Origin of the sequence: Actinomadura sp. NPDC048955 (assembly GCF_040649435.1) — a bacterium.
GTDB classification, from domain to species: domain Bacteria; phylum Actinomycetota; class Actinomycetes; order Streptosporangiales; family Streptosporangiaceae; genus Spirillospora; species Spirillospora luteofluorescens.
This window is the reverse complement of record NZ_JBEZJI010000003.1, coordinates 1-19,205: the sequence shown is the minus strand read 5'-3', so window position 1 is coordinate 19,205 and position 19,205 is coordinate 1. Positions and strand designations below refer to the sequence as shown.

19 protein-coding genes and 1 riboswitch are annotated in these 19,205 nt (G+C 72.6%); of the genes, 10 read left to right on the top strand and 9 right to left on the bottom strand.

Annotated elements, in window-relative coordinates; translation table 11 throughout:
- Positions 1–27: 27 nt before the first annotated feature.
- On the bottom strand, positions 28–795 hold the full coding sequence (locus AB0C84_RS03900) for a crotonase/enoyl-CoA hydratase family protein (protein WP_361060866.1): 768 nt from the start codon (positions 793–795) through the stop codon (positions 28–30).
- Positions 796–805: 10 nt separating this feature from the next.
- A complete protein-coding gene (locus AB0C84_RS03895; RefSeq protein ID WP_361060864.1) occupies positions 806–2,566 on the bottom strand; it encodes an acyl-CoA dehydrogenase family protein in 1,761 nt (586 codons plus the stop codon).
- Positions 2,567–2,657: 91 nt separating this feature from the next.
- Between AB0C84_RS03895 and AB0C84_RS03890 the strand changes: the two genes are divergently transcribed.
- Entirely contained in the window at positions 2,658–3,389 is a 732-nt protein-coding gene (locus AB0C84_RS03890) for a PaaX family transcriptional regulator C-terminal domain-containing protein (protein ID WP_361060862.1), read from the top strand.
- Positions 3,390–3,399: 10 nt separating this feature from the next.
- Here AB0C84_RS03890 and AB0C84_RS03885 read toward each other — a convergent pair whose 3' ends face one another.
- The 6 genes from AB0C84_RS03885 to AB0C84_RS03860 all read right to left on the bottom strand — a co-directional run bounded on the left by AB0C84_RS03885 (position 3,400) and on the right by AB0C84_RS03860 (position 9,455).
- Complete coding sequence (locus AB0C84_RS03885; RefSeq protein WP_361060859.1) at positions 3,400–4,524, bottom strand: zinc-dependent alcohol dehydrogenase family protein; 1,125 nt, start codon at positions 4,522–4,524, stop codon at positions 3,400–3,402.
- Positions 4,521–4,937 (bottom strand): thioesterase family protein, encoded by a 417-nt coding sequence (locus AB0C84_RS03880; protein WP_179845501.1) that lies wholly within the window; start codon positions 4,935–4,937, stop codon positions 4,521–4,523. Before AB0C84_RS03880 ends, AB0C84_RS03885 begins: the two co-directional genes overlap by 4 nt.
- A gap of 222 nt (positions 4,938–5,159) precedes the next feature.
- On the bottom strand, positions 5,160–5,786 hold the full coding sequence (locus AB0C84_RS03875; protein WP_361060856.1) for a superoxide dismutase: 627 nt from the start codon (positions 5,784–5,786) through the stop codon (positions 5,160–5,162).
- Positions 5,787–5,882: 96 nt separating this feature from the next.
- The gene (locus tag AB0C84_RS03870) at positions 5,883–6,041 is read right to left on the bottom strand and encodes a hypothetical protein (RefSeq protein WP_361060854.1); all 159 of its coding nucleotides are present in this window, start codon (positions 6,039–6,041) and stop codon (positions 5,883–5,885) included.
- A 55-nt stretch (positions 6,042–6,096) separates the two neighbouring features.
- Positions 6,097–7,092 (bottom strand): ribonucleotide-diphosphate reductase subunit beta, encoded by a 996-nt coding sequence (locus AB0C84_RS03865; protein WP_361060852.1) that lies wholly within the window; start codon positions 7,090–7,092, stop codon positions 6,097–6,099.
- Positions 7,093–7,133: 41 nt separating this feature from the next.
- The gene (locus tag AB0C84_RS03860; protein ID WP_361060850.1) at positions 7,134–9,455 is read right to left on the bottom strand and encodes a ribonucleoside-diphosphate reductase subunit alpha; all 2,322 of its coding nucleotides are present in this window, start codon (positions 9,453–9,455) and stop codon (positions 7,134–7,136) included.
- Between the two features lie 151 nt (positions 9,456–9,606).
- Positions 9,607–9,750: riboswitch (cobalamin riboswitch) on the bottom strand.
- A 159-nt stretch (positions 9,751–9,909) separates the two neighbouring features.
- Here AB0C84_RS03860 and AB0C84_RS03855 point away from each other — a divergent pair.
- The 6 genes from AB0C84_RS03855 (at position 9,910) to AB0C84_RS03830 (ending at position 14,312) form a co-directional block, all read left to right on the top strand.
- Entirely contained in the window at positions 9,910–10,545 is a 636-nt protein-coding gene (locus AB0C84_RS03855) for an MFS transporter (protein WP_361060848.1), read from the top strand.
- A gap of 77 nt (positions 10,546–10,622) precedes the next feature.
- On the top strand, positions 10,623–11,330 hold the full coding sequence (locus tag AB0C84_RS03850) for a YcnI family protein (RefSeq protein ID WP_361060846.1): 708 nt from the start codon (positions 10,623–10,625) through the stop codon (positions 11,328–11,330).
- The gene (locus AB0C84_RS03845) at positions 11,327–11,860 is read left to right on the top strand and encodes a copper resistance CopC family protein (protein WP_361060844.1); all 534 of its coding nucleotides are present in this window, start codon (positions 11,327–11,329) and stop codon (positions 11,858–11,860) included. The genes AB0C84_RS03850 and AB0C84_RS03845 overlap by 4 nt, the downstream gene beginning before the upstream one ends.
- A 70-nt stretch (positions 11,861–11,930) precedes the next feature.
- A complete protein-coding gene (locus tag AB0C84_RS03840) occupies positions 11,931–12,719 on the top strand; it encodes an antibiotic biosynthesis monooxygenase (protein WP_361060842.1) in 789 nt (262 codons plus the stop codon).
- 193 nt (positions 12,720–12,912) lie between these two features.
- Complete coding sequence (locus tag AB0C84_RS03835) at positions 12,913–13,596, top strand: GNAT family N-acetyltransferase (RefSeq protein ID WP_361060840.1); 684 nt, start codon at positions 12,913–12,915, stop codon at positions 13,594–13,596.
- Positions 13,597–13,775: 179 nt separating this feature from the next.
- Complete coding sequence (locus AB0C84_RS03830) at positions 13,776–14,312, top strand: GNAT family N-acetyltransferase (protein WP_361060838.1); 537 nt, start codon at positions 13,776–13,778, stop codon at positions 14,310–14,312.
- Positions 14,313–14,376: 64 nt separating this feature from the next.
- Here AB0C84_RS03830 and AB0C84_RS03825 read toward each other — a convergent pair whose 3' ends face one another.
- Positions 14,377–14,847, bottom strand: a complete 471-nt coding sequence (locus AB0C84_RS03825) for a carboxymuconolactone decarboxylase family protein (RefSeq protein WP_179845492.1) — start codon at positions 14,845–14,847, stop codon at positions 14,377–14,379.
- 135 nt (positions 14,848–14,982) lie between these two features.
- Between AB0C84_RS03825 and AB0C84_RS03820 the strand changes: the two genes are divergently transcribed.
- The 3 genes from AB0C84_RS03820 to AB0C84_RS03810 all read left to right on the top strand — a co-directional run bounded on the left by AB0C84_RS03820 (position 14,983) and on the right by AB0C84_RS03810 (position 19,014).
- On the top strand, positions 14,983–15,597 hold the full coding sequence (locus AB0C84_RS03820) for a TetR/AcrR family transcriptional regulator (protein WP_258944636.1): 615 nt from the start codon (positions 14,983–14,985) through the stop codon (positions 15,595–15,597).
- Positions 15,598–15,694: 97 nt separating this feature from the next.
- The gene (locus AB0C84_RS03815) at positions 15,695–17,377 is read left to right on the top strand and encodes an AMP-binding protein (protein WP_258944637.1); all 1,683 of its coding nucleotides are present in this window, start codon (positions 15,695–15,697) and stop codon (positions 17,375–17,377) included.
- Positions 17,374–19,014: an AMP-binding protein gene (locus AB0C84_RS03810; RefSeq protein ID WP_361060835.1), complete on the top strand. Its 1,641-nt coding sequence runs from the start codon at positions 17,374–17,376 to the stop codon at positions 19,012–19,014. Before AB0C84_RS03815 ends, AB0C84_RS03810 begins: the two co-directional genes overlap by 4 nt.
- Positions 19,015–19,205: the final 191 nt, after the last annotated feature.

The window sequence follows — 19,205 nt, the reverse complement described above, 5'->3', positions numbered from 1 at the left end:
ACGACCTACGGGGTGATGTCGGCCGGCTCAGATGTCGGTGAAGTCACCGTGCCGGCCGCGGCCGCCCGCGAACCGTCCGGCGCCCTTGATCGCGTCTTCCAGGGACCCCAGGCCGTGGCGGTACTCGGCGGCGATCGCCTCGTCCTCGGCGAGGCCCTCCGCCTCCAGCGCCGACAGCCGGTCGTTCCGCAGGCAGGTCTGCGGGAAACGGGCCAGCTCGGCCGCCAGCCCCTCGGCCTCCTCCCGCGCCTTCCCCAGCGGGACGAGCCGGTTGGCGAGGCCGATCTCGAACGCCTCCCGCCCGTCCACGGGCCGCCCGGTGAGGATCAGGTCCATGGCGCGGCTCGCGCCGATGAGCCGCGGGAGCCGGACCGTCCCGCCGTCGACCAGCGGGACGCCCCAGCGCCGGCAGTAGACCCCGAAGGTGGCCGTCTCCTCCGCGACACGCAGATCGCACCACAGCGCCAGCTCCAGGCCCCCGGCGACGGCGTGGCCCGCGACCGCCGCGATCACCGGCTTCGACAGCCGCATCCGCGTGCAGCCGAGCGGCCCGTCGGCCGGAGGCGGGTCGAGGCGCGGCCCCCGGTCGGTGCCGACCGAGGACAGGTCGGCGCCGGAGCAGAACGTCCCGCCCTCGCCCCACAGGACGGCGACGCTCGCGCCGTCGTCCGCGTCGAACTCGCGGAACGCGGCGGCCAGTTCGCGCGCCGTCGGCCCGTCCACGGCGTTGCGCGTCGCCGGGCGGGACATCACCACCGTGATCACCGGGCCGTCCCGCTCGATCCGTACCGCCACGCGCAGCCTCCTAGTCGCCGGTGAACGCGCCGTCCGCCAGGTCCTCGAAGCGTTCGAGGTCGTCCGCCGGGTCGTCGATGCCCCGCAGCGGACCGGGGTCGGCGAGGTGGCTCCGAGCGTAGAGGCGCGCGACCAGCGCCTTGCGGTCCTCGCCGGAATCGGCGCGCTCCCACCCCGCCTGCTCCAGCAGCAGCGCCGCCGCGTACACGTCGGCCATGTACTGGGCGAGCGGGTAGAGGCGCGCTTCGGCCACGGTCCTGTCGAGCCCGCGCCACTTCTCTATGGCCTCGCGGAGATGCCCGATGCTCTGGCCGACCAGCGCGGCCGTCGCGTCGTCCCCGCCAGGCGACCGCTCGACGGCCTGGGAGAGCCGTTCGAGGAACGGCTCGTGCGCGTCCTGCCGCTCGATGGCGCGGCGGACGTCCAGGCACAGGATGTTGTCGCCGCCCTCCCAGATGGGGTTGACCTGCGCGTCCCGGAGGATCCGCGCGACCGGCCACTGCTCGATGTAGCCGTTCCCGCCGTGGATCTCGATGGCGTCGCTCGCGGCCGTCACGCCCAGCCGGGCGGCCCGCAGCTTGATGAGCGCGGCCCCCAGGCGCAGCCGGGGACGTCCCAGGTACCCGTCGAAGACGAGCGCCTGCACGGCCTCGGTCTCCACGATCAGCTCGGCGAGCTTGCGGCGCATGAGCGGCTGCGCGCCGAGCGGCGCGCCGAACGCCTCACGCGCCCGCGTGTAGCAGAGCGACTCGACGAGGGCCCGCCGCGCGCAGCCGAGGCCCATCATGGAGATGCCGAGCCGGGCGCCGTTGGTCAGCTCCATCATGCGGGCCAGGCCCCTGCCGTCCCCGCCCTCTCCCGCGCTCGACGCCGGGGCCAGCAGGAACGCCTCCGCGTCGGTGAACTCGATCTCGGCCGACGCCACCGACCGCGTGCCGAGCTTGTCCTTGAGCCGCCGGATCCGGACGCCGTTGCGCGACCCGTCCCGCCGCTCCCGCAGGACGAGGAAGGGCGCGATGCCCCGCACGCCGTCGACGGCCCCCTCCGGCTTGGCGAGCACCACGAACGCCGAGCCGTTGGCGTTCGACGCGAACCACTTGAAGCCGTTGAGGCGCCAGGCGTCCCCCTCCCTGGACGCGGTCGACTCCAGCGCGCCGAGGTCCGAGCCGCCCGACCGCTCGGTGAGCATCTGCGCGGCCTCGCCGGACATCTCCCCGGCCGCGAACAGCTCCCGCACGCGCGCCTTGACGTCGTCCGGAGCGAACAGCTCCGCCAGCCCCACGACCATGTCGCCGCCGGTGCCGAGCGCGCACGCCATGCCGATGTCGGCCTGGTCGAGGAGGTAGCTCCACGCGACGCCCATCGGCGCGGGGTCGACGCCGCCGCGCTTGGCCTCGGCCACGAAGTCTGGCCGCGTGAACGACGTCGCCACGATGTCCCGCCGCGCCGCCTCGAACGAAGGCGGCATGACGACCTCGCTGATGTCGCGTCCCCACCGGTCGTACTTCTCCAGGCGCGGCGGGTTGCGGTCCGTCTCCTCGGCCCGCTCGGCGATCGGCCCGCCCATCAGCGCGCCCATCTCCCTGAGCCGGGGCTCGGCCCAGCCGAAACCCTCTCCCAGATGCCGCCGCATGAGGAACCGCAGAGTGGGGTCGCAGTCGTACCAGTTGCGGCCGACCGCGCCCCGGTAGCGCTCGGTGGCGTAGCGGCGGGCCTTCTCCGCGCCCCCGAACGGCAACCGGTCGAACGACTCGATGAGGTAAGACGCCATGACCTGACATTACACATACAGTTCACGCGACGGAAAGACTGTAATCTGAGGACGAGGCCACCCTCGGTCCCCGGTAGGGTCACCACCAGCCATGGACAGCCTGGAGATTCGCCCGCTCACCGCTCGGTCCGTCGTCCTGAGCACGCTGCTGGGCGTCCACCCGCCCCGCCTCCCGGCCCGCTACCTCGTCCGCGTCGGCGACCTGTTCGGCATCGCGGAGGGGACGATCCGGGTGGCCCTCTCGCGCATGGTCGCCGCCGGCGACCTCGTCCAGTCCGGCGGGACGTACGCCCTCACCGAGCGCCTCCTCGCCCGCCAGGCCCGCCAGGACGAGGCCCGCCTCCCCCCGACCCGCCCGTGGGACGGCGCCTGGGAGATCGCCGTCATCACCGCCGAGCGCCGTCCCGCCGCCGACCGCGCCGCGCTGCGCCAGGCCATGTCGACGCTGCGGCTCGCCGAACTGCGGGAGGGCACCTGGCTGCGCCCCGCGAACCTGACGCGCCCGCGGCCCGAACCCGTCGTCCGGCAGTGCACCTTCCTGACGGGCCGCCCCGAGGAAGACCCCGCCGTCCTGGCCGCGTCCCTCTGGGACCTGGACGCCTGGACGGCCAAGGCCGGCGCCCTGCGCACCGCCCTGGCCGGGGCGACCGCGATCGCCGAGCGCTTCACCTACGCGGCGGCCGTCCTGCGCCACCTCCTGAACGACCCGCTCCTGCCCCCGTCACTGCTGCCCGCCGGCTGGCCGGGTCCCGACCTGCGCGCGCGCTACGAAGCCTTCGAGGCCGACTTCGAGCAACTCCTCACCACCCACGTCCTCGCCTGAGGCCGTTCCCTCAGGGGAAGGTGACGAGCTGGCGGACGGCCTCGGCGGTGTGGAGCCGGTCGAAGCCCGCGTTGATCTCGTCGAGGGGGAGGCGGCCGCTGAGGAGGGCGTCCACGGGGAGGGCGCCGTCGCGGTACAGGGCGATGAAGCGGGGAACGTCCCGCCGGGGGACGCAGGAGCCGAGGTAGCTGCCGCGCAGGGTCCGCTCCTCGGCGACGAGGCTGAGGGCGGGCAGGGTCAGCGGCGCGCCCGGGGCGGGGAGGCCGACGGTGACGGTCGTGCCGCCGGGACGGGTCGCCGCGTAGGACTGTTCGAGGACGGCGACGACGCCCGTCGTGTCGACGACCTTCTCCGCGCCGCCGGACGTCAGGTCGCGGATCGCCTCGACGGCGTCCGGGCCGCCCGCGACGGGCCGGGCGCCGAGACGCTCGGCGAGGTCCAGCTTGGAGTCGACGACGTCCACGGCGAGGACGGTGGAGGCTCCGGCGGCCTTCGCGGCGAGGACGGCGGACAGGCCGACGCCGCCGAGGCCGAAGACGGCGACGGTGTCGCCCGGCACGACGGCGGCGCTGTAGAGGGCGGCGCCGGCGCCGGTGAGGACGGCGCAGCCGAACAGCGCGGCGACGTCGAAGGGCAGGTCGCGGTCGATCTTCACGGCGGACCGGGACGAGACGACGGTGTACTCGGAGAACGCCGAGACGCCGAGATGGTGGTGCGGGCGCGTGCCGTCGGAGGCGCGGAACCGCCGGCCGCCGCCGAGCAGGGTCCCGGCGCCGTTGGCCTGGGCGCCCGGCCCGCAGAGGGCGGGGCGTCCGGCGACGCAGCGCTCGCAGTGGCCGCAGGCCGGGACGAACGCGAGCACGACGTGGTCGCCGGGCGCGAACTCGGTGCCCGGCCCGGTCTCCACGACCTCGCCCGCGGCCTCGTGCCCGAGGGCCATCGGCAGGGGGCGCGGCCGGGACCCGTTGATGACCGACAGGTCGGAGTGGCAGAGGCCGGCGGCGCCGATCCGGACCAGGAGCTCGCCGTGGCCGGGCGGGTCGAGACGCAGCTCGGCGATCTCCAGGGGGCGGGACGCGGCGTACGGGGCGGGGCGTCCCGACTCGACGAGGACGGCGGCGCGGGTGGCGGTCATGCGGCCAGCAGCTTCTGCATCTCGGTGCGGACCCTTCCGGTGATCTCGACCGGGCGGCGGGTGCCCCGGTCCACGAAGACGTGCACGAAGTGGCCCTCGGCGACGAGGGCTCCGTCCGACCCGCGCAGCATGCCGATCTCCCAGCGGACGCTGGAGCGGCCGAGCTTGCCGACGCGGAGCCCGACGCGGATCGTGTCGGGGAACGCCACCTCGGCCTTGTACTCGCAGTGGGACTCGACGCAGAGCGCGATGGAGCCGGAGACGGCGGGGTCGAAGCCCGCCGTCCGGATCATCCACTCGTTGATGACGGTGTCCATCAGCGAGTAGTGGACGACGTTGTTGACGTGCCCGTAGACGTCGTTGTCCTTCCACCGCGTTGGGACGTTCTCCCAGTACAGGTACTCGCCGGTCATAAGGAGCAGACTAGGGGCGCGGCCGCGGCGGCGCCGCACCGCCCGGTCGGGAGGGTGACCGCGCAAAACGCCGCCCGGGCGCGGGAGGGCGCCCGCACAACCATCGGTGCCGGTGTCCGGAAAGGCGGAAGCGGCGTTCACCAGGCCGCGAGGAAAGGTTCTGAGCACGATCCCGGCCAGGTGAACGCCGCCCCCTCAGCGGCGCCGCGCGGACGCCGCCGTCTATCGGGAGGACGCCGCGCCGTCGCGGCGGGAGCGGGCCGCGTCGAAGCGGGCCTTCACGTCCGTCCAGTTCACGAGCGACCAGAGCTTCTCCACGTAGTCCGGGCGGACGTTGCGGTACTGGAGGTAGTAGGCGTGCTCCCAGGCGTCGAACACCAGCAGCGGCGTCGCGCTCATGCCGACGTTGCCGTGGTGGTCGTAGACCTGCTCGACGACGAGGCGCCCGCCGAGGGGCTCCCACGCGAGGACGCCCCAGCCGGAGCCCTGCACGGCCGAGGTCGCGGCCGTGAGCTGCTTCTGGAACGCCTCGAACGCGCCGAAGTACTCGTCGATGGCCGCCGCCAGTTCCCCGTCCGGGCGGTCGCCGCCGTCCGGCGACAGGTTGTCCCAGAAGATCGAGTGCAGGACGTGGCCGGAGAGGTTGAACGCGAACGTCTTCTCCAGGCCGACCAGCCCGCCGTACTGCTCCTTGTCGCGCGCCTCGGCGAGCCTCTCCAGCGTGTCGTTGGCGCCCTTGACGTAGGCGGCGTGGTGCCTGGAGTGGTGCAGCTCCAGGATCTCGCCGGTGATCGCCGGCTCCAGTGCGGCGTAGTCGTAGGGCAGGTCGGGAAGCGTGTAGTCGGCCATGAGGCCACTATTGCAAACGAGTTGCAGTTACGTCCAATGCGCAACACGGAACGGACCCGTCCCCGGGGGCGGGGACGGGTCCGGTCTCGGTGGGGGTCAGTAGCGGCGGCGTCCGCCGCCGCGCCCGCGCGACAGCAGTCCTCGGACCTTCGCCTGGGTGCGCGGGTCCCGGGCGAGCCGCTCCGCCCGGGCACGCGCTCTGCGGCCCTGCGGGCTCCGGGCGAACCGCTTGATGCGGTCGATGACGGAAGGCATGTTCTTCCTCCTCGGCCTTGTCTTCACGGTTCAACGACTGCCCGTTCTGAAAGGTTCAGAACGCCTCGTCGAGCGCGACCGTCCCCTCCACGCCGATCTGGTAGGCCGAAACGCGCCGCTCGAAGAAGTTGGACAGCTCCTGGACGTCCTGCAACTCCATGAACGCGAACGGGTTCGCGGTGCCGTAGCGGGCGGGCAGGCCGAGCCGGACGAGCCGCTGGTCCGCGACGTATTCGAGGTAGGCGCGCATGTCGTCCGCGCTCATGCCGGGCAGGCCGTCCCCGCACAGGTCGCGGGCGAACGCCAGCTCCGCCTGGACGGCCTCCTCCATCATCGCGCCGACCTGGTCCGTCAGCTCCGCGTCGAACAGCCCGGGTTCCTCCGCCCGGACCGTGTCGACCACGGAGAACGCGAACTCCATGTGCATTGACTCGTCCCGGAAGACCCAGTTCGTCCCCGACGCGAGGCCGTTCAGCAGGCCCCGCGACCGGAGCCAGTACACGTAGGCGAACGCGCCGTAGAAGAACAGCCCCTCGATGCAGGCCGCGAAGCAGATGAGGTTCAGCAGGAACGCCCTGCGGTCGGCGGCCGTCCGGAGCTCGTCCAGGGAGCCGAGCGAGTCGATCCAGCGGAAGCAGAACTCCGCCTTGGCCCGGATGGACGGGATGTGCTCGATCGCCGCGAACGCCTTGACGCGCTCGTCCTGATCGGGCAGGTAGGTGTCCAGGAGGGTCAGGTAGAACTGTACGTGCACGGCCTCCTCATATAGCTGCCGCGACAGGTAGAGCCGGGCCTCCGGCGCGTTCACGTGCTTGTAGAGGTTGAGCACGAGGTTGTTCGCCACGATCGAGTCGCCGGTGGCGAAGAACGCGACGAGCCGGTTGACGAGGTGCAGCTCGGCGGGCGTGAGCCGCGCGAGGTCCGCCATGTCGGAGGCGAGGTCGACCTCCTCGACCGTCCAGGTGTTGCGGATCGCGGCCCGGTACCGCTCGTAGAAGTCCGGATAGCGCATGGGCCGCAGCGTCAGGTCCATGCCGGGGTCGAGGAGCATGCCCCGTCCTTCCTCTCGCCTCTGCCCTTCCGCCCGCACGGTCACTGGCACGCCTCGCAGGTCTCGGGGTTCTCCAGGGAGCAGACGGCCGCGGCGACCGTCGTCTGCGCGATCCGCGTCGCGGGACGGGACCGCAGGTAGTACGTCGTCTTGAGCCCGGCCCGCCACGCGTAGGCGTACATCGAGGAGAGCTTGCCGATCGTGGGCGTCTCCATGAACAGGTTCAGCGACTGCGACTGGTCGATGTACGGGGTGCGGGCGGCGGCGAGGTCGATGAGCGCCTTCTGCGGCAGCTCCCACGCCGTCCGGTAGAGCGACAGCATCTCCTCCGGCAGGTCGACGAGCCCCTGGACGGACCCGTTCGCCTTCTTGACCGCCTCGCGGACGGCCGGCGTCCACAGCCCGAGCGACTTCAGGTCCTCCACCAGGTAGCGGTTGATCTGGAGGAACTCGCCGGACAGCGTCTCGCGCTTGAACAGGTTGGACACCTGCGGCTCGATGCACTCGTAGCAGCCCGCGATGGAGGCGATCGTCGCGGTCGGCGCGATCGCGACGAGCAGCGAGTTGCGCAGGCCCACCTCCGCGACGCGGGCGCGGAGCGCGTCCCAGTCGGCGGGACGGGACGGCGCCGCGTCCGGGAAGTGGTCCAGGTGGAGCCGGCCGCGCGCGGTGCGCGTCGCGGCGTAGGCGGGCAGCGGCCCGTGCACGGCGGCGAGGTCGGCCGACGCGTTGTAGGCGGCCAGCGCGATCTCCTCGGCGACGCGCGTCGACAGCTCGCGCGCCTCGTCGGAGTCGAACGGCAGGCGCAGCGTGAAGAACACGTCCGCGAGGCCCATCACGCCCAGCCCGACCGGCCGCCACTTGCGGTTGGCCGTCTCCGCCTCGGGCGTCGGGTAGAAGCCCCGGTCGATGGTGCGGTCCAGGAACCGGACGGCGGTGCGGACCGTCGACCGGAGCCGCTCCCAGTCGACGCCGGACGGCCCCACGTGCGCGGCCAGGTTCACCGATCCGAGGTTGCAGACGGCGGCCTCGCCGTCGCCCGTCACCTCCAGGATCTCCGTGCAGAGGTTCGACAGGTGGACGACCCTGCCCCGCTCGGCGGTCTGGTTGCAGGCGCGGTTGGCGGCGTCCTTGAACGTCATCCAGCCGTTGCCCGTCTCGGCGAGCGTCCGCATCATGCGCCCGTACAGCTTGCGGGCCGGGACCTGCCGGACGAACCGTCCCTCCCGCTCCGCCGCCCGGTAGGCCTCGTCGAACTCGTCGCCCCACAGGTCGACCAGCTCGGGGACCTCCTTGGGGTCGAACAGGGACCACTGCGCGTCCGCCTCGACGCGGCGCATGAACTCGTCCGGGATCCAGTTGGCCAGGTTGAGGTTGTGGGTGCGGCGCGCGTCCTCGCCGGTGTTGTCGCGCAGCTCCAGGAACTCCTCGACATCGGCGTGCCACGGCTCCAGGTAGACGCACGCCGCGCCCTTGCGGCGGCCGCCCTGGTTGACGGCGGCGACGGACGAGTCGAGCGTGCGCAGCCACGGGACGATCCCGTTGGAGTGCCCGTTCGTGCCCCGGATCAGCGAGCCCCGCGACCGCACCCGCGTCCAGGAGACGCCGATGCCGCCCGCGTACTTGCTGAGCCGCGCGACCTGGCCGTACCGGTCGTAGATGGACTCCAGCTCGTCGCGCGGCGAGTCGAGCAGGAAGCACGACGAGAGCTGCGGGCGGCGGGCCCCGGAGTTGAACAGGGTGGGCGAGCTGGGCAGGTACGAAAGCGTGCTTAGCAGCGCGTAAAGCTCGGCGGCCTCTTCGACGTTCTCGGCGAGCCCGCAGGACACCCGCAGGAAGAAGTACTGCGGCCGCTCCAGGACGAGCCGCGACCGCGGATGCCTGAGCAGGTACCGGTCGTAGACCGTCCGGAGCCCGAAGTACTCGAAACGGTCATCGGCACCGTGGACTGGGTCCTTCGAGGGGGGACGACCCCCCACACCCCCCGAACTCCCGTCAACAAGGGCGTCGAGGGCCCCGGCGTTGGCGGCGACGAAGGCGGCCAGGTCGTCCGCCAGGAGGCCCTCGCGGTGGGCGGCGGCGACGGACTCGGCGAACGTCCGGACGCCGGCGGCGGCGGCCTCGTCGCGGATCCGGCCGCCGAGCAGCCGCGCGGCCACCCTGGAGTAGCCCGGCTCGGCGGGGATGAGCGCGGCGGCCTCCCCGATCGCGAGGTCCCGCAGGGCCGCCGCGTCCAGGCCGTCCCCGGACCGGACGGCGGCCAGCACCCGCCCGGCCTCGGCCCCGGGCACCCCCTCGCAGGCCGCCTCGACCTCGGCGGCGATCCCCGCCGGCGGCGCGGCCAGAACCTCTGTCACGTGCATCTCCCCTCGCATGCCGCCCCGCGGAGGCATGCGAACGGCGCGCGGCGGCGGCCGCGCTCCGTCCCCGGCCCACCCGCGAGGCCTGGACGTGTCGATCCGGGACGGGACCCGGACCCCCGATGGGGCCGGTCTCCCGGCCCCGCGCACTGGCAGGTCTTCGGACTCGCGGGCGCCGCCTCTGCCGAGGCGTCCTACTGGCCGTCGCTTCCCAGGCCGCCGGGCCCAGTGCTCGATGACGGCGGTCGTTCCCGCTCACCGCTGCGGGGCAGTCCCGGATTCCCACCGGGTTCCCTCTCACGCCGCCCCCGCCGCGAGCGGCGGGGGCGGACCAGCACGGGACTGAACCCTACATCTAGTCGACGATCAACGCACAACCCCAAGATGTTGGGCGCGTCGGCGGATCTTCGGGGGCGGCTGGGCAGCGCGCGCGGGGGATGGGACGATGGGGGCCGTCATGAGCCCCCATGCGCCGCAGCCGCTGTTCCGGCCCGCACGCGCGGTGGTGTTCGCCACCGTGTGCGCGACGCTGGCGACCCTTGGGCACGTCCTCGCGGGCGGCGCGGCGGTACCGGCCTGGGCGGCACTCGCGGGCTTCGGCGCCGTCCTCGGCGTGACGCTGGTGCTGGCGGGCCACGAGCGCTCGCTCGCGACGATCCTGGGCGGGCTCCTCGGCGGGCAGTTCGCCCTGCACACGCTGTTCACGGCGGCCTGCGCGCCGCTGTCCCACCACACGCCCGAGGCGCACGCCGCCATGACGGGCGCCATGGAACCCGCCGCCGTCCCCGCCGCCCACGCCGGGAACGGCCTGGTGATGACGCTCGCCCACTGCACGGCCGCGCTGGTGGCCGCGTGGTGGCTGCGGCGCGGCGAGCGGGCCGCGTGGTCGCTCGCCCGGCGGGTCGCCGCCCTGGCGGACCGCCCGATCCGGCTGCTTCTGGCCCTGCTCGCCGTGGAACCGGCCGAGCCTCCGGCCCGCCCCCTCCGGACGGCGCCCGCCGCGGCCGCCGTCACGGCCACCGGACGTGTCCTGCGGCACCAGGTCGTCCGGCGGGGACCCCCTCCGCGTTCGAGGGCGCTCGCTCACTCCTGAGCCTGAGCGCCGTACGTCACCGGACGCCGGCTCGCGGCGCCCGGCCATTCCCGTACGTCCTCGAACGGAGTTCCGCAATGCCCTTCCTCCCCCATGCCCGGCGCGCCGGCGCCGTCGCGTCCCTGGCCGCCCTGTCCGTGATCGGCCTCGCCGCGGCGGCGTCCGCGCACGTCAGCGTCAATCCCAAGACGGCCGAGCAGGGCTCCTACTCCAAGGTCTCGTTCCGCGTGCCCAACGAGCGCGACGACGCCTCCACCACCAAGCTCGTGGTGAACCTGCCGACCGACCACCCGCTGTCGTCGGTGTCGGTCCGGCCGCTGCCGGGCTGGACGGTCAAGGTCGAGAAGTCCAGGCTGCCGCGGCCGGTGAAGACCGAGGGCGGCGAGCTGACCGAGGCCGTCACGAAGATCACCTGGAGCGGAGGCAAGATCGAACCGGGCCGGTTCGAGGAGTTCGACGTCTCGATGGGGCCGCTGCCCACCGACACCGACCGGCTCGTGTTCAAGGCCGACCAGACCTACTCCGGCGGCGAGGTCGTCAAGTGGGAGGAGCCCCCCGCCGAAGGGGCGAACGAGCCGGAGCACCCCTCGCCCGTGCTGAAGCTCCTCCCCAAGGGCTCGGCGACAGCGACCGGGCTGACCGCGCAGGTGAAGCCCGCCGCGGCGTCGTCCGCGTCGTCCGGCGACGGGACGGCCCGGCTGCTCGGCGGCATCGGCATCGCCGCCGGCGTGGCCGGCGTCGCGGTCGGCGCCTACGGCGTGACCCGGGCGAGGAGCCGGGCATGAGCCGGGCGACGCTGCGCGGGGCCGCCGGCATCGCGGCACTCGCGGCCGTCCTGGCGACGACGGCGGTGCCCGCGTCGGCGCACACCGCGCTGACGTCGGCGAGCCCTGAGAAGGACTCGACGGTCGCGGCCCCGTCCCAGATCGTCCTGACGTACGGCGACCCCGTCCGGCTGCCGCGCGTGGTCGTGACCGACGGGTCGCGACGGCAGTACCAGGCCGGGTCCGCGCGGGCGGTCGACAACAAGGTCACCCAGGCGGTGAACGGCACGCTGCCCAACGGGACGTACACCGTGGGCTGGCGTGTCGTCGCGTCGGACGGCCATCCGGTCGAGGGCACCTACACGTTCACCGTGCAGGGCTCGTCCGGTGCCGCTCCTCCCGTCGCCCCGTCGCCGGTCCGGAAGACCATCGTCGGGACCGAGGATCAGGGGGACTCGTCGGGCTGGCTCTGGATCGGCCTGATCGCCCTGGTCCTCGCGGCCGGGGCGGGCGCCGTCGCCTGGTTCCGCCGCTCGTCCGCCCAGGATTGATCGTTTCGCTTCCGGTCGGATGATTACAGGATTACAGTGATAATCCGACCGGAAGCAGCCTGGGGGCACCATGATCGTCGAGTACGTCCGCTACCGCATCGACCCGCAGGACGCGGCGGACTTCGAGGCCGCCTACGCGCGGGCCTCCGTCCCCCTCGCCGCCGCCCCCGAATGCGTCGACTACGAGCTGTCCAGGTGCGTCGACGAGCCGTCGTCGTACATCCTGCGCATCTGCTGGACGTCGGCCGACGACCACATGCGAGGCTTCCGCGGCGGCGAGCACTTCCCCGCGTTCCTCGCCGAGATCAAGCCGTACGTCCAGCGGATCGAGGAGATGCGGCACTACGAGCGGACGGCGGTGCGCGGCGCCGGCTCGTCCGTCCCGACCATGTACGACTGGGCGGGCGGGAACGAGGCGCTGGAGCGGCTCACCGAGCACTTCTACACGAACGTCCTCAAGGACGACCTGCTGCGCCCCCTCTTCGAGCACATGGCCCCGGACCACCCGAAGTGGGTCGCGGCGTGGCTCGGCGAGGTCTTCCGCGGACCCGAGCGCTACAGCCGCGAGCGCGGCGGCTACCACCACATGGTGCGCCACCACCTCGGCAAGTCCATCACCGAGGCGCAGCGCCGCCGCTGGGTCTCGCTCCTCATGGACGCGGCGGACGAGGTCGGACTCCCCGACGACCCGGAGTTCCGCGCCGCGTTCGCGTCCTACATCGAGTGGGGCACGCGCATCGCCCTCGCCAACTCCCAGCCGGGCGCGAAGCCGCCCCTCGAAGCCCCCATGCCCCACTGGGGCTGGGGCGTCGCCCCGCCCTACATCCCCGCAGTGTTTACACAGTCCCGGCCCACGTAGCTCGCCTGGCGGCTCGCTACGTGACCGTGCCTGGGCGAACGCGGCATCGCTTCGCGATCTGCCCGGTTTCGCTCGCCTTCGGCTTCGCTACACCGGGCAGGTCACGCGTTCGCGTCCGTGGCCGAGGCCATTTCGACACAAGGCCCTAGCATCGGGACGCTGATTCCACTCACGGCCTGAGGGGTGCTGCACCTTGGCGGATGCCGACGACGTCGTGCTCGATGACCCTGTGGGCGAGTCGCTCCGCGGCGGCCACGCGCACCTCGCACGCCGGCTCGGCCGGGCCGCCACCTACCTGGCGGAGGTGTCGACCTTCTCCGCGCTGCCCGCCGACCCGGGCCCGGCGGAGTGGGCCGACCTCGCCCGGCTGCTCGGCCGCGGCGAACTCGCCGACATGTTCAGCAGCCCCGCGGCGCCGCCGCCGGACTGGGAGCCGGTCTTCGTCCTCGAAGGCCTCCAGATGATCTGGTCCGGCGGCGGCGAGACCGGCACCGGCGTGGTGGAACTGGGGGCGAAGGACGTTCCCGAGATGCTCGACCTCGTCGCGCGGACGCGGCCGGGGCCGTTCTGGCCGCGCACCCGCGAGCTCGGCGCCTATGTCGGCATCCGCGACAACGGCTCCCTGGTGGCGATGGCGGGCGAACGGCTCCGGCCTCCGGGATGGACGGAGATCAGCACCGTCTGCACCGCCCCCGAGGCGCGCGGGCGCGGCTACGCCGCCCGCCTGATCGGCGCGCTCGCGGCTCGCGTCACGTCCAGGAACGAACGCCCCTTCTTGCACGTGGCCGAAGCGAACACCCAGGCGATCGCGCTCTACGAACGGCTCGGCTTCAAGACCCGGAGGCACGTGACGTTCCGCGGCTTCCGGGTTCCCTGACGGGCTCCGGCACCAGCACGCTGGTGGGCACTGCGAGCCGTTCGTAGTACGCTCTGCGGCGTTCCTGCGACAGGGGAGGTTGATGAATATGGCCCGCGCGGCGCTTCGTCAGCATGCCCTTGTCCGGGCCGCTCGCGGTTGAGCGCGGCCCGGTCGTCCAGCACGACCAGGAGCCACACATGTCTTCTTCCGACCTGACCACTTCAGGCCTTCCCGACTCCGGCCCGGCCGACTCCGGCCCGGCCGGCGCGGAGCTCACCACGGACCGTCTCGTCCTGCGGCCGTGGACGCCCGGCGAGATCGCCACCGTCCTGTCCGGCGACAGGCTCGCCGGCTGGGCCGACGACTTCCCCGCCGAAGGCGACCTCGCCATCGCCGGCTTCATCGCCGAGAACCCGTCCGCGCTCGGCGAGCACGGCCAGCGCCTGATCATCGAACGGTCCACCGGCCTGGTGGCCGGCGCCGTCGGCCTGTTCTGGCCGCCCGCCGACGGGGCCGTCGAGTTCGGCTACGGCGTCGTCCCGTCCCGCCGGGGCCGCGGGTACGCCACCGAGGCCGCCCGCGCCATCGTGGCGTTCGCCCTGGCCGCGCCCGGCGTGGACAGGGTCGTCGCGACCGTGGAGCTGTCCAACCCGGCGTCGGCCCGCGTCCTGGAGAACGCCGGCCTCCGCCGAGTCGGCACCGACGGCGAACTCGCCACCTACCGCACCGCCTGACGGCGGGCCGAGCGTGCCGCCCTTCACCCGGGTGGAGGGCGGCACGTCCGCGTTCCGCGGACGGTCAGCCGAACTGGCCGGGCTGGTAGGCGCCGCCCGGCTGCCGGGTGATGACGTTCATGCGGTTCCAGGCGTTGATGAGGGCGATCAGCGACACCAGCGCCGCGAGCTCCTCCTCGTCGTAGTGCTTGGCGGCGTTCTCCCAGGCCTCGTCGGAGACGCCGGTGCCGTCGGCGAGGCGGGTGCCCTGCTCGGCCAGCTCCAGGGCGGCGCGCTCGGCGTCGGTGAAGACGGTGGCCTCCCGCCAGGCCGCGACCAGGTTGAGGCGCACCGGCGTCTCGCCCTCGTGGGCGAGGTCCTTGCTGTGCATGTCGACGCAGAAGGCGCAACCGTTGATCTGGCTCGCCCGCAGCTCCACCAGGTGGACCGTCGCGGACGGCAGCGTCGAGTCCGTGACGACCTTGGCCGCCGACTGCAGGTACTTCATGAACCTGCCGGCCGCGGCGGTGCCGTAGTAGTTGAAACGGGCGTCCATGGCGATCTCCTTTGCCGTGTGGAGGGGTACACCCGGTTGACGCGGTAGCCGGGCGAGGTGTGACGGCCCCCCGAAAGTGACTCCGCTCACCTCGCCCCGGACGGGCGGCGGCCGCGCGGCTGGGAACATGGGGCCATGGCGAGGGCGATCGAGGAGCCGCGGAACGCGAGGAGCCGGCGTTCCCGGACGGCGCTGCTGCGCGCCGCGCGCGAGCTCGTCGAGGAGCACGGGATGGCGGCGACGACGATGGCGGCCGTCGCCGAGCGCGCCGGAGTGTCGCGGCGGGCCGTCTACCTGCACTTCGCGTCGCGGGCCGACCTGATCAGCGAGCTGTTCGACCACGTCAACGAGGTCGAGGACCTGCGGGGCCGGTTCGCGCCCGTCGCCGAGGCGCCCGACGCGGTGACCGCGCTGGAGGTGTTCGCGCGCCGGCACGCCGAGTTCATGCCGCGCGTCCTCGCCGTCGCGCGGGCGGTGGAGCGGGAGGCGGGCAGCGACCCGGACGCGGCCCGGCACTGGGAGGCCGCCATGCGGTGGCGGTACGAGACGAACCGCGCGCTGATCCGGCGGCTGGACGAGGAGGGCGTGCTCGCCCCCGGCTGGACGGTCGACACCGCCACCGACATGCTCCTCGCGCTCATCGCCAACGAGGTGAGCGGGACGCTGCTCGACGACCGCGGCTGGACTCCCGGCCAAATCGGCGACCACATGGCGCTGTTGCTGCGCTCAACCTTCGTAACGGGCGGGTAAGACCACCCCACTACCCCCGTTCGGGGGTGGCGTGGGTCACCCGGATGGCCAACCATCCTTCTGACCGGGTGTCCGTGCGGCTACGAGGGAGAAGACCATGCCCGCAGTCGAGTTCCGCGCGGCGCGCGACTTCCTGCTCGCGCATCGCGACGACTACGCGACGGCGTACGAGAAGTTCCGCTGGCCGGTGCTGACCGGTTTCAACTGGGCGCTGGACTGGTTCGACAAGATCGCCGAAGGGAACGACTCGCCCGCGCTGTGGATCGTCGAGGAGGACGGCGCCGAGGCGAAGTACTCCTTCTCGCAGATGGCGCGGCGCTCGAACCAGGTCGCGAACCTGCTCCGCCGGGCGGGGGTGCGGCGCGGCGACCGGATCATCCTGATGCTCGGCAACCAGGTGGAGCTGTGGGAGACCGTGCTCGCGGCGATGAAACTCGGCGCGATCATGATTCCGTCCACGCCGCTGCTCGGCACGGCCGACCTCCAGGACCGGCTGACCCGCGGGAAGGCCCGGCACGTGGTCACCGCCTCGTCCGAGACCGGGAAGTTCGACGGCGTCGAGGGCGAGTTCACGAGGATCGCCGTGGGCGAGCCGGTGGAGGGCTGGCTGCGGTACGCCGACGCCTACGAGGAGGGCGAGTCCTTCACCCCCTACGGGCTGACGATGTCGCGGGACACGCTGCTGCTGTACTTCACGTCCGGGACGACGGCCAAGCCGAAGCTGGTCGAGCACACCCACGCGTCCTACCCGGCCGGGCACCTGTCGACGATGTACTGGATCGGGCTGCGGCCGGGCGACGTCCACCTGAACATCTCGTCGCCGGGGTGGGCGAAGCACGCGTGGAGCAACATCTTCGCGCCGTGGGACGCCGAGGCGTGCGTGTTCATCTTCAACTACACCCGGTTCGACCCGGACCGGCTCCTCGACACCCTCGAACGCTGCGGCGTGACGAGCTTCTGCGCGCCGCCGACCGTGTGGCGGATGCTGATCCAGTCCGATCTCGGACGGCTCGGCAGGCCGCCGCGCGAGGTCGTCGCGGCCGGGGAGCCGCTGAACCCCGAGGTCATCGAGCGGGTGAAGCAGGCGTGGGACCGCACGATCCGGGACGGCTTCGGGCAGACCGAGACGACCGTCCAGATCGCCAACACGCCCGGCCAGCCGGTCAAGCCCGGGTCGATGGGACGTCCCGTGCCCGGCTACGAGGTCGTGCTGATCGACCCGCTCACCGGGGAGCCCGGCGAGGAGGGCGAGATCTGCCTCGACCTGGAGGACCGCCCGCTCGGGCTGATGACCGGTTACCACGGCGACGAGGAGCGCACCGAGGAGGCGATGGCCGGCGGCTACTACCACACCGGCGACATCGGCTCCCGCGACGAGGACGGGTACATCACCTACGTCGGGCGCGCCGACGACGTGTTCAAGGCGTCCGACTACAAGATCTCGCCGTTCGAGCTGGAGAGCGTGCTGATCGAGCACGAGGCGGTGGCGGAGGCCGCGGTCGTGCCGTCGCCCGACCCGGTGCGGCTGGCCGTCCCGAAGGCCTACGTCACGCTCGCGAGCGGCTGGGCGCCGGACGCCGAGACCGCGAAGGCGATCTTCGCGCACTGCCGGGAGCAGCTGTCGCCCTACAAGCGGATCCGGCTGCTGGAGTTCGCCGAGCTGCCGAAGACGATCTCCGGGAAGATCCGGCGGGTCGAGCTGCGGGCCAGCGAGATCGACAAGCATCCCGGGCGGGACGACCGGCCCGCGGGCGAGTTCAGGGAGGAGGACCTGCGGTGAATCTCTCCTACGCCTCGGGCGTCTCGGCCACGCCGCTGCTCGGCGACACGATCGGCGCGAACCTCGACCGGACGGTCGCGGCGCACGCGGAGCGCGACGCGCTCGTCGAGCGGACGTCCGGCCGCCGCTGGACCTACGAGCAGTTCTCCGACGACGTGGAGGCCGTCGCGCTCGGCCTGCGCGACCTCGGCGTCGTCAAGGGCGACCGGGTGGGCATCTGGGCGCCGAACTGCGCCGAGTGGATGCTCGTGCAGTACGCGACGGCCAAGCTCGGGGCGATCCTCGTCAACATCAACCCCGCCTACCGGGTGCACGAGCTGGAGTTCGTCCTCAACCAGGCCGGGATCCGGACGCTGGTCGCGACGCCGGTGTTCAAGACGTCCGACTACGCGGCGATGATCGAGCAGGTCCGGCCGAAGTGCGCCGCCCTGCGCGACGTCGTGCTCATCGGCACGCCCGGGTGGGACGCGCTGCTGGAGGCCGGCCGCACGGGCGAACCGGGCGTCCTCGACGAGATCGGGCGGATGCTCACCGCCGACGACCCCATCAACATCCAGTACACGTCCGGGACGACGGGGTTCCCCAAAGGCGCGACGCTGTCGCACCACAACATCCTGAACAACGGTTACTTCGTCGGCGAGCTGTGCGGCTACGACGAGGAGGACCGCATCTGCGTGCCGGTGCCCTTCTACCACTGCTTCGGCATGGTCATGGGCAACCTCGCGGCGACGAGCCACGGCGCGTGCGTCGTGATCCCGGCGCCCGCGTTCGACCCGAAGGCGACGCTGGAGGCGGTCGCGGCCGAGCGCTGCACCTCGCTGTACGGGGTGCCGACGATGTTCATCGCCGTCCTGAACGAGCCGTCGCTCACCGGGCTCGACCTGTCCTGCCTGCGCACCGGGATCATGGCGGGTTCGCCGTGCCCGGTCGAGGTGATGAAGCAGGTCATCGAGCGGCTCGGGATGAGCGAGGTCGCGATCTGCTACGGCATGACCGAGACGTCGCCGGTGTCCACACAGACCCGCGCGGGCGACTCGCTGGAGCGCCGCGTGTCCACGGTCGGGACCGTCCTGCCGCACCTGGAGATCAAGGTCGTCGACCCGGAGACGGGCGTGACCGTCCCGCGCGGCGTGCCCGGCGAGTTCTGCACGCGCGGCTATTCGGTGATGCTCGGCTACTGGGACGAGCCGGACAAGACGGCCGAGGCCGTCGACACGGCCCGCTGGATGCACACCGGCGACCTCGCGGTGATGGACGGGGAGGGCTACGTCAACATCACCGGCCGGATCAAGGACATGGTGATCCGCGGCGGGGAGAACATCTACCCGCGCGAGATCGAGGAGTTCCTCTACACCCACCCCGACATCGTCGACGCGCAGGTCATCGGCGTCCCCGACGAGAAGTACGGCGAGGAGCTGATGGCCTGGGTGCGGCTGCGCGAGGGCGTGCCGGGCCTGACCGCCGGGGAGCTGCGCGCGTTCTGCGAGGGCAGGCTCGCCCACTACAAGATCCCCCGCTACGTGCACGTGGTGGAGGAGTTCCCGATGACGGTCACCGGCAAGATCCGCAAGGTGCAGATGCGCGCCGAGGCCGTGGACATCCTCGGCCTGGAGGACACCACCGCGCGGCACGCCTAGGTTGTGTTTCACAGTCCCGGCCCACTGCGCTCGCCTGGCGGCTGTGTTTCCACGTCCCGGCCCACTTCGCTCGCCTTGCGGCTCGCTACGTGACCAGGCCTGGGCGAACGCGGCATCGCTTCGCGATCTGCCCGGCTCCGCTCGCCTCCGGCCTCGCTCCACCGGCCAGGTCACGCGTTCGCGCGCGTGGC

Bases quoted from the DNA above. Each gene is read 5' to 3' on its own strand.
- AB0C84_RS03895 (WP_361060864.1), bottom strand. From the start codon at position 2,566: ATGGCGTCTTACCTCATCGAGTCGTTCGACCGGTTGCCGTTCGGGGGC.
- AB0C84_RS03890 (WP_361060862.1), top strand. From the start codon at position 2,658: ATGGACAGCCTGGAGATTCGCCCGCTCACCGCTCGGTCCGTCGTCCTG.
- AB0C84_RS03885 (WP_361060859.1), bottom strand. From the start codon at position 4,524: ATGACCGCCACCCGCGCCGCCGTCCTCGTCGAGTCGGGACGCCCCGCC.
- AB0C84_RS03880 (WP_179845501.1), bottom strand. From the start codon at position 4,937: ATGACCGGCGAGTACCTGTACTGGGAGAACGTCCCAACGCGGTGGAAG.
- AB0C84_RS03875 (WP_361060856.1), bottom strand. From the start codon at position 5,786: ATGGCCGACTACACGCTTCCCGACCTGCCCTACGACTACGCCGCACTG.
- AB0C84_RS03870 (WP_361060854.1), bottom strand. From the start codon at position 6,041: ATGCCTTCCGTCATCGACCGCATCAAGCGGTTCGCCCGGAGCCCGCAG.
- AB0C84_RS03865 (WP_361060852.1), bottom strand. From the start codon at position 7,092: ATGCTCCTCGACCCCGGCATGGACCTGACGCTGCGGCCCATGCGCTAT.
- AB0C84_RS03860 (WP_361060850.1), bottom strand. From the start codon at position 9,455: ATGCACGTGACAGAGGTTCTGGCCGCGCCGCCGGCGGGGATCGCCGCC.
- AB0C84_RS03855 (WP_361060848.1), top strand. From the start codon at position 9,910: ATGAGCCCCCATGCGCCGCAGCCGCTGTTCCGGCCCGCACGCGCGGTG.
- AB0C84_RS03850 (WP_361060846.1), top strand. From the start codon at position 10,623: ATGCCCTTCCTCCCCCATGCCCGGCGCGCCGGCGCCGTCGCGTCCCTG.
- AB0C84_RS03845 (WP_361060844.1), top strand. From the start codon at position 11,327: ATGAGCCGGGCGACGCTGCGCGGGGCCGCCGGCATCGCGGCACTCGCG.
- AB0C84_RS03840 (WP_361060842.1), top strand. From the start codon at position 11,931: ATGATCGTCGAGTACGTCCGCTACCGCATCGACCCGCAGGACGCGGCG.
- AB0C84_RS03830 (WP_361060838.1), top strand. From the start codon at position 13,776: ATGTCTTCTTCCGACCTGACCACTTCAGGCCTTCCCGACTCCGGCCCG.
- AB0C84_RS03825 (WP_179845492.1), bottom strand. From the start codon at position 14,847: ATGGACGCCCGTTTCAACTACTACGGCACCGCCGCGGCCGGCAGGTTC.
- AB0C84_RS03820 (WP_258944636.1), top strand. From the start codon at position 14,983: ATGGCGAGGGCGATCGAGGAGCCGCGGAACGCGAGGAGCCGGCGTTCC.
- AB0C84_RS03815 (WP_258944637.1), top strand. From the start codon at position 15,695: ATGCCCGCAGTCGAGTTCCGCGCGGCGCGCGACTTCCTGCTCGCGCAT.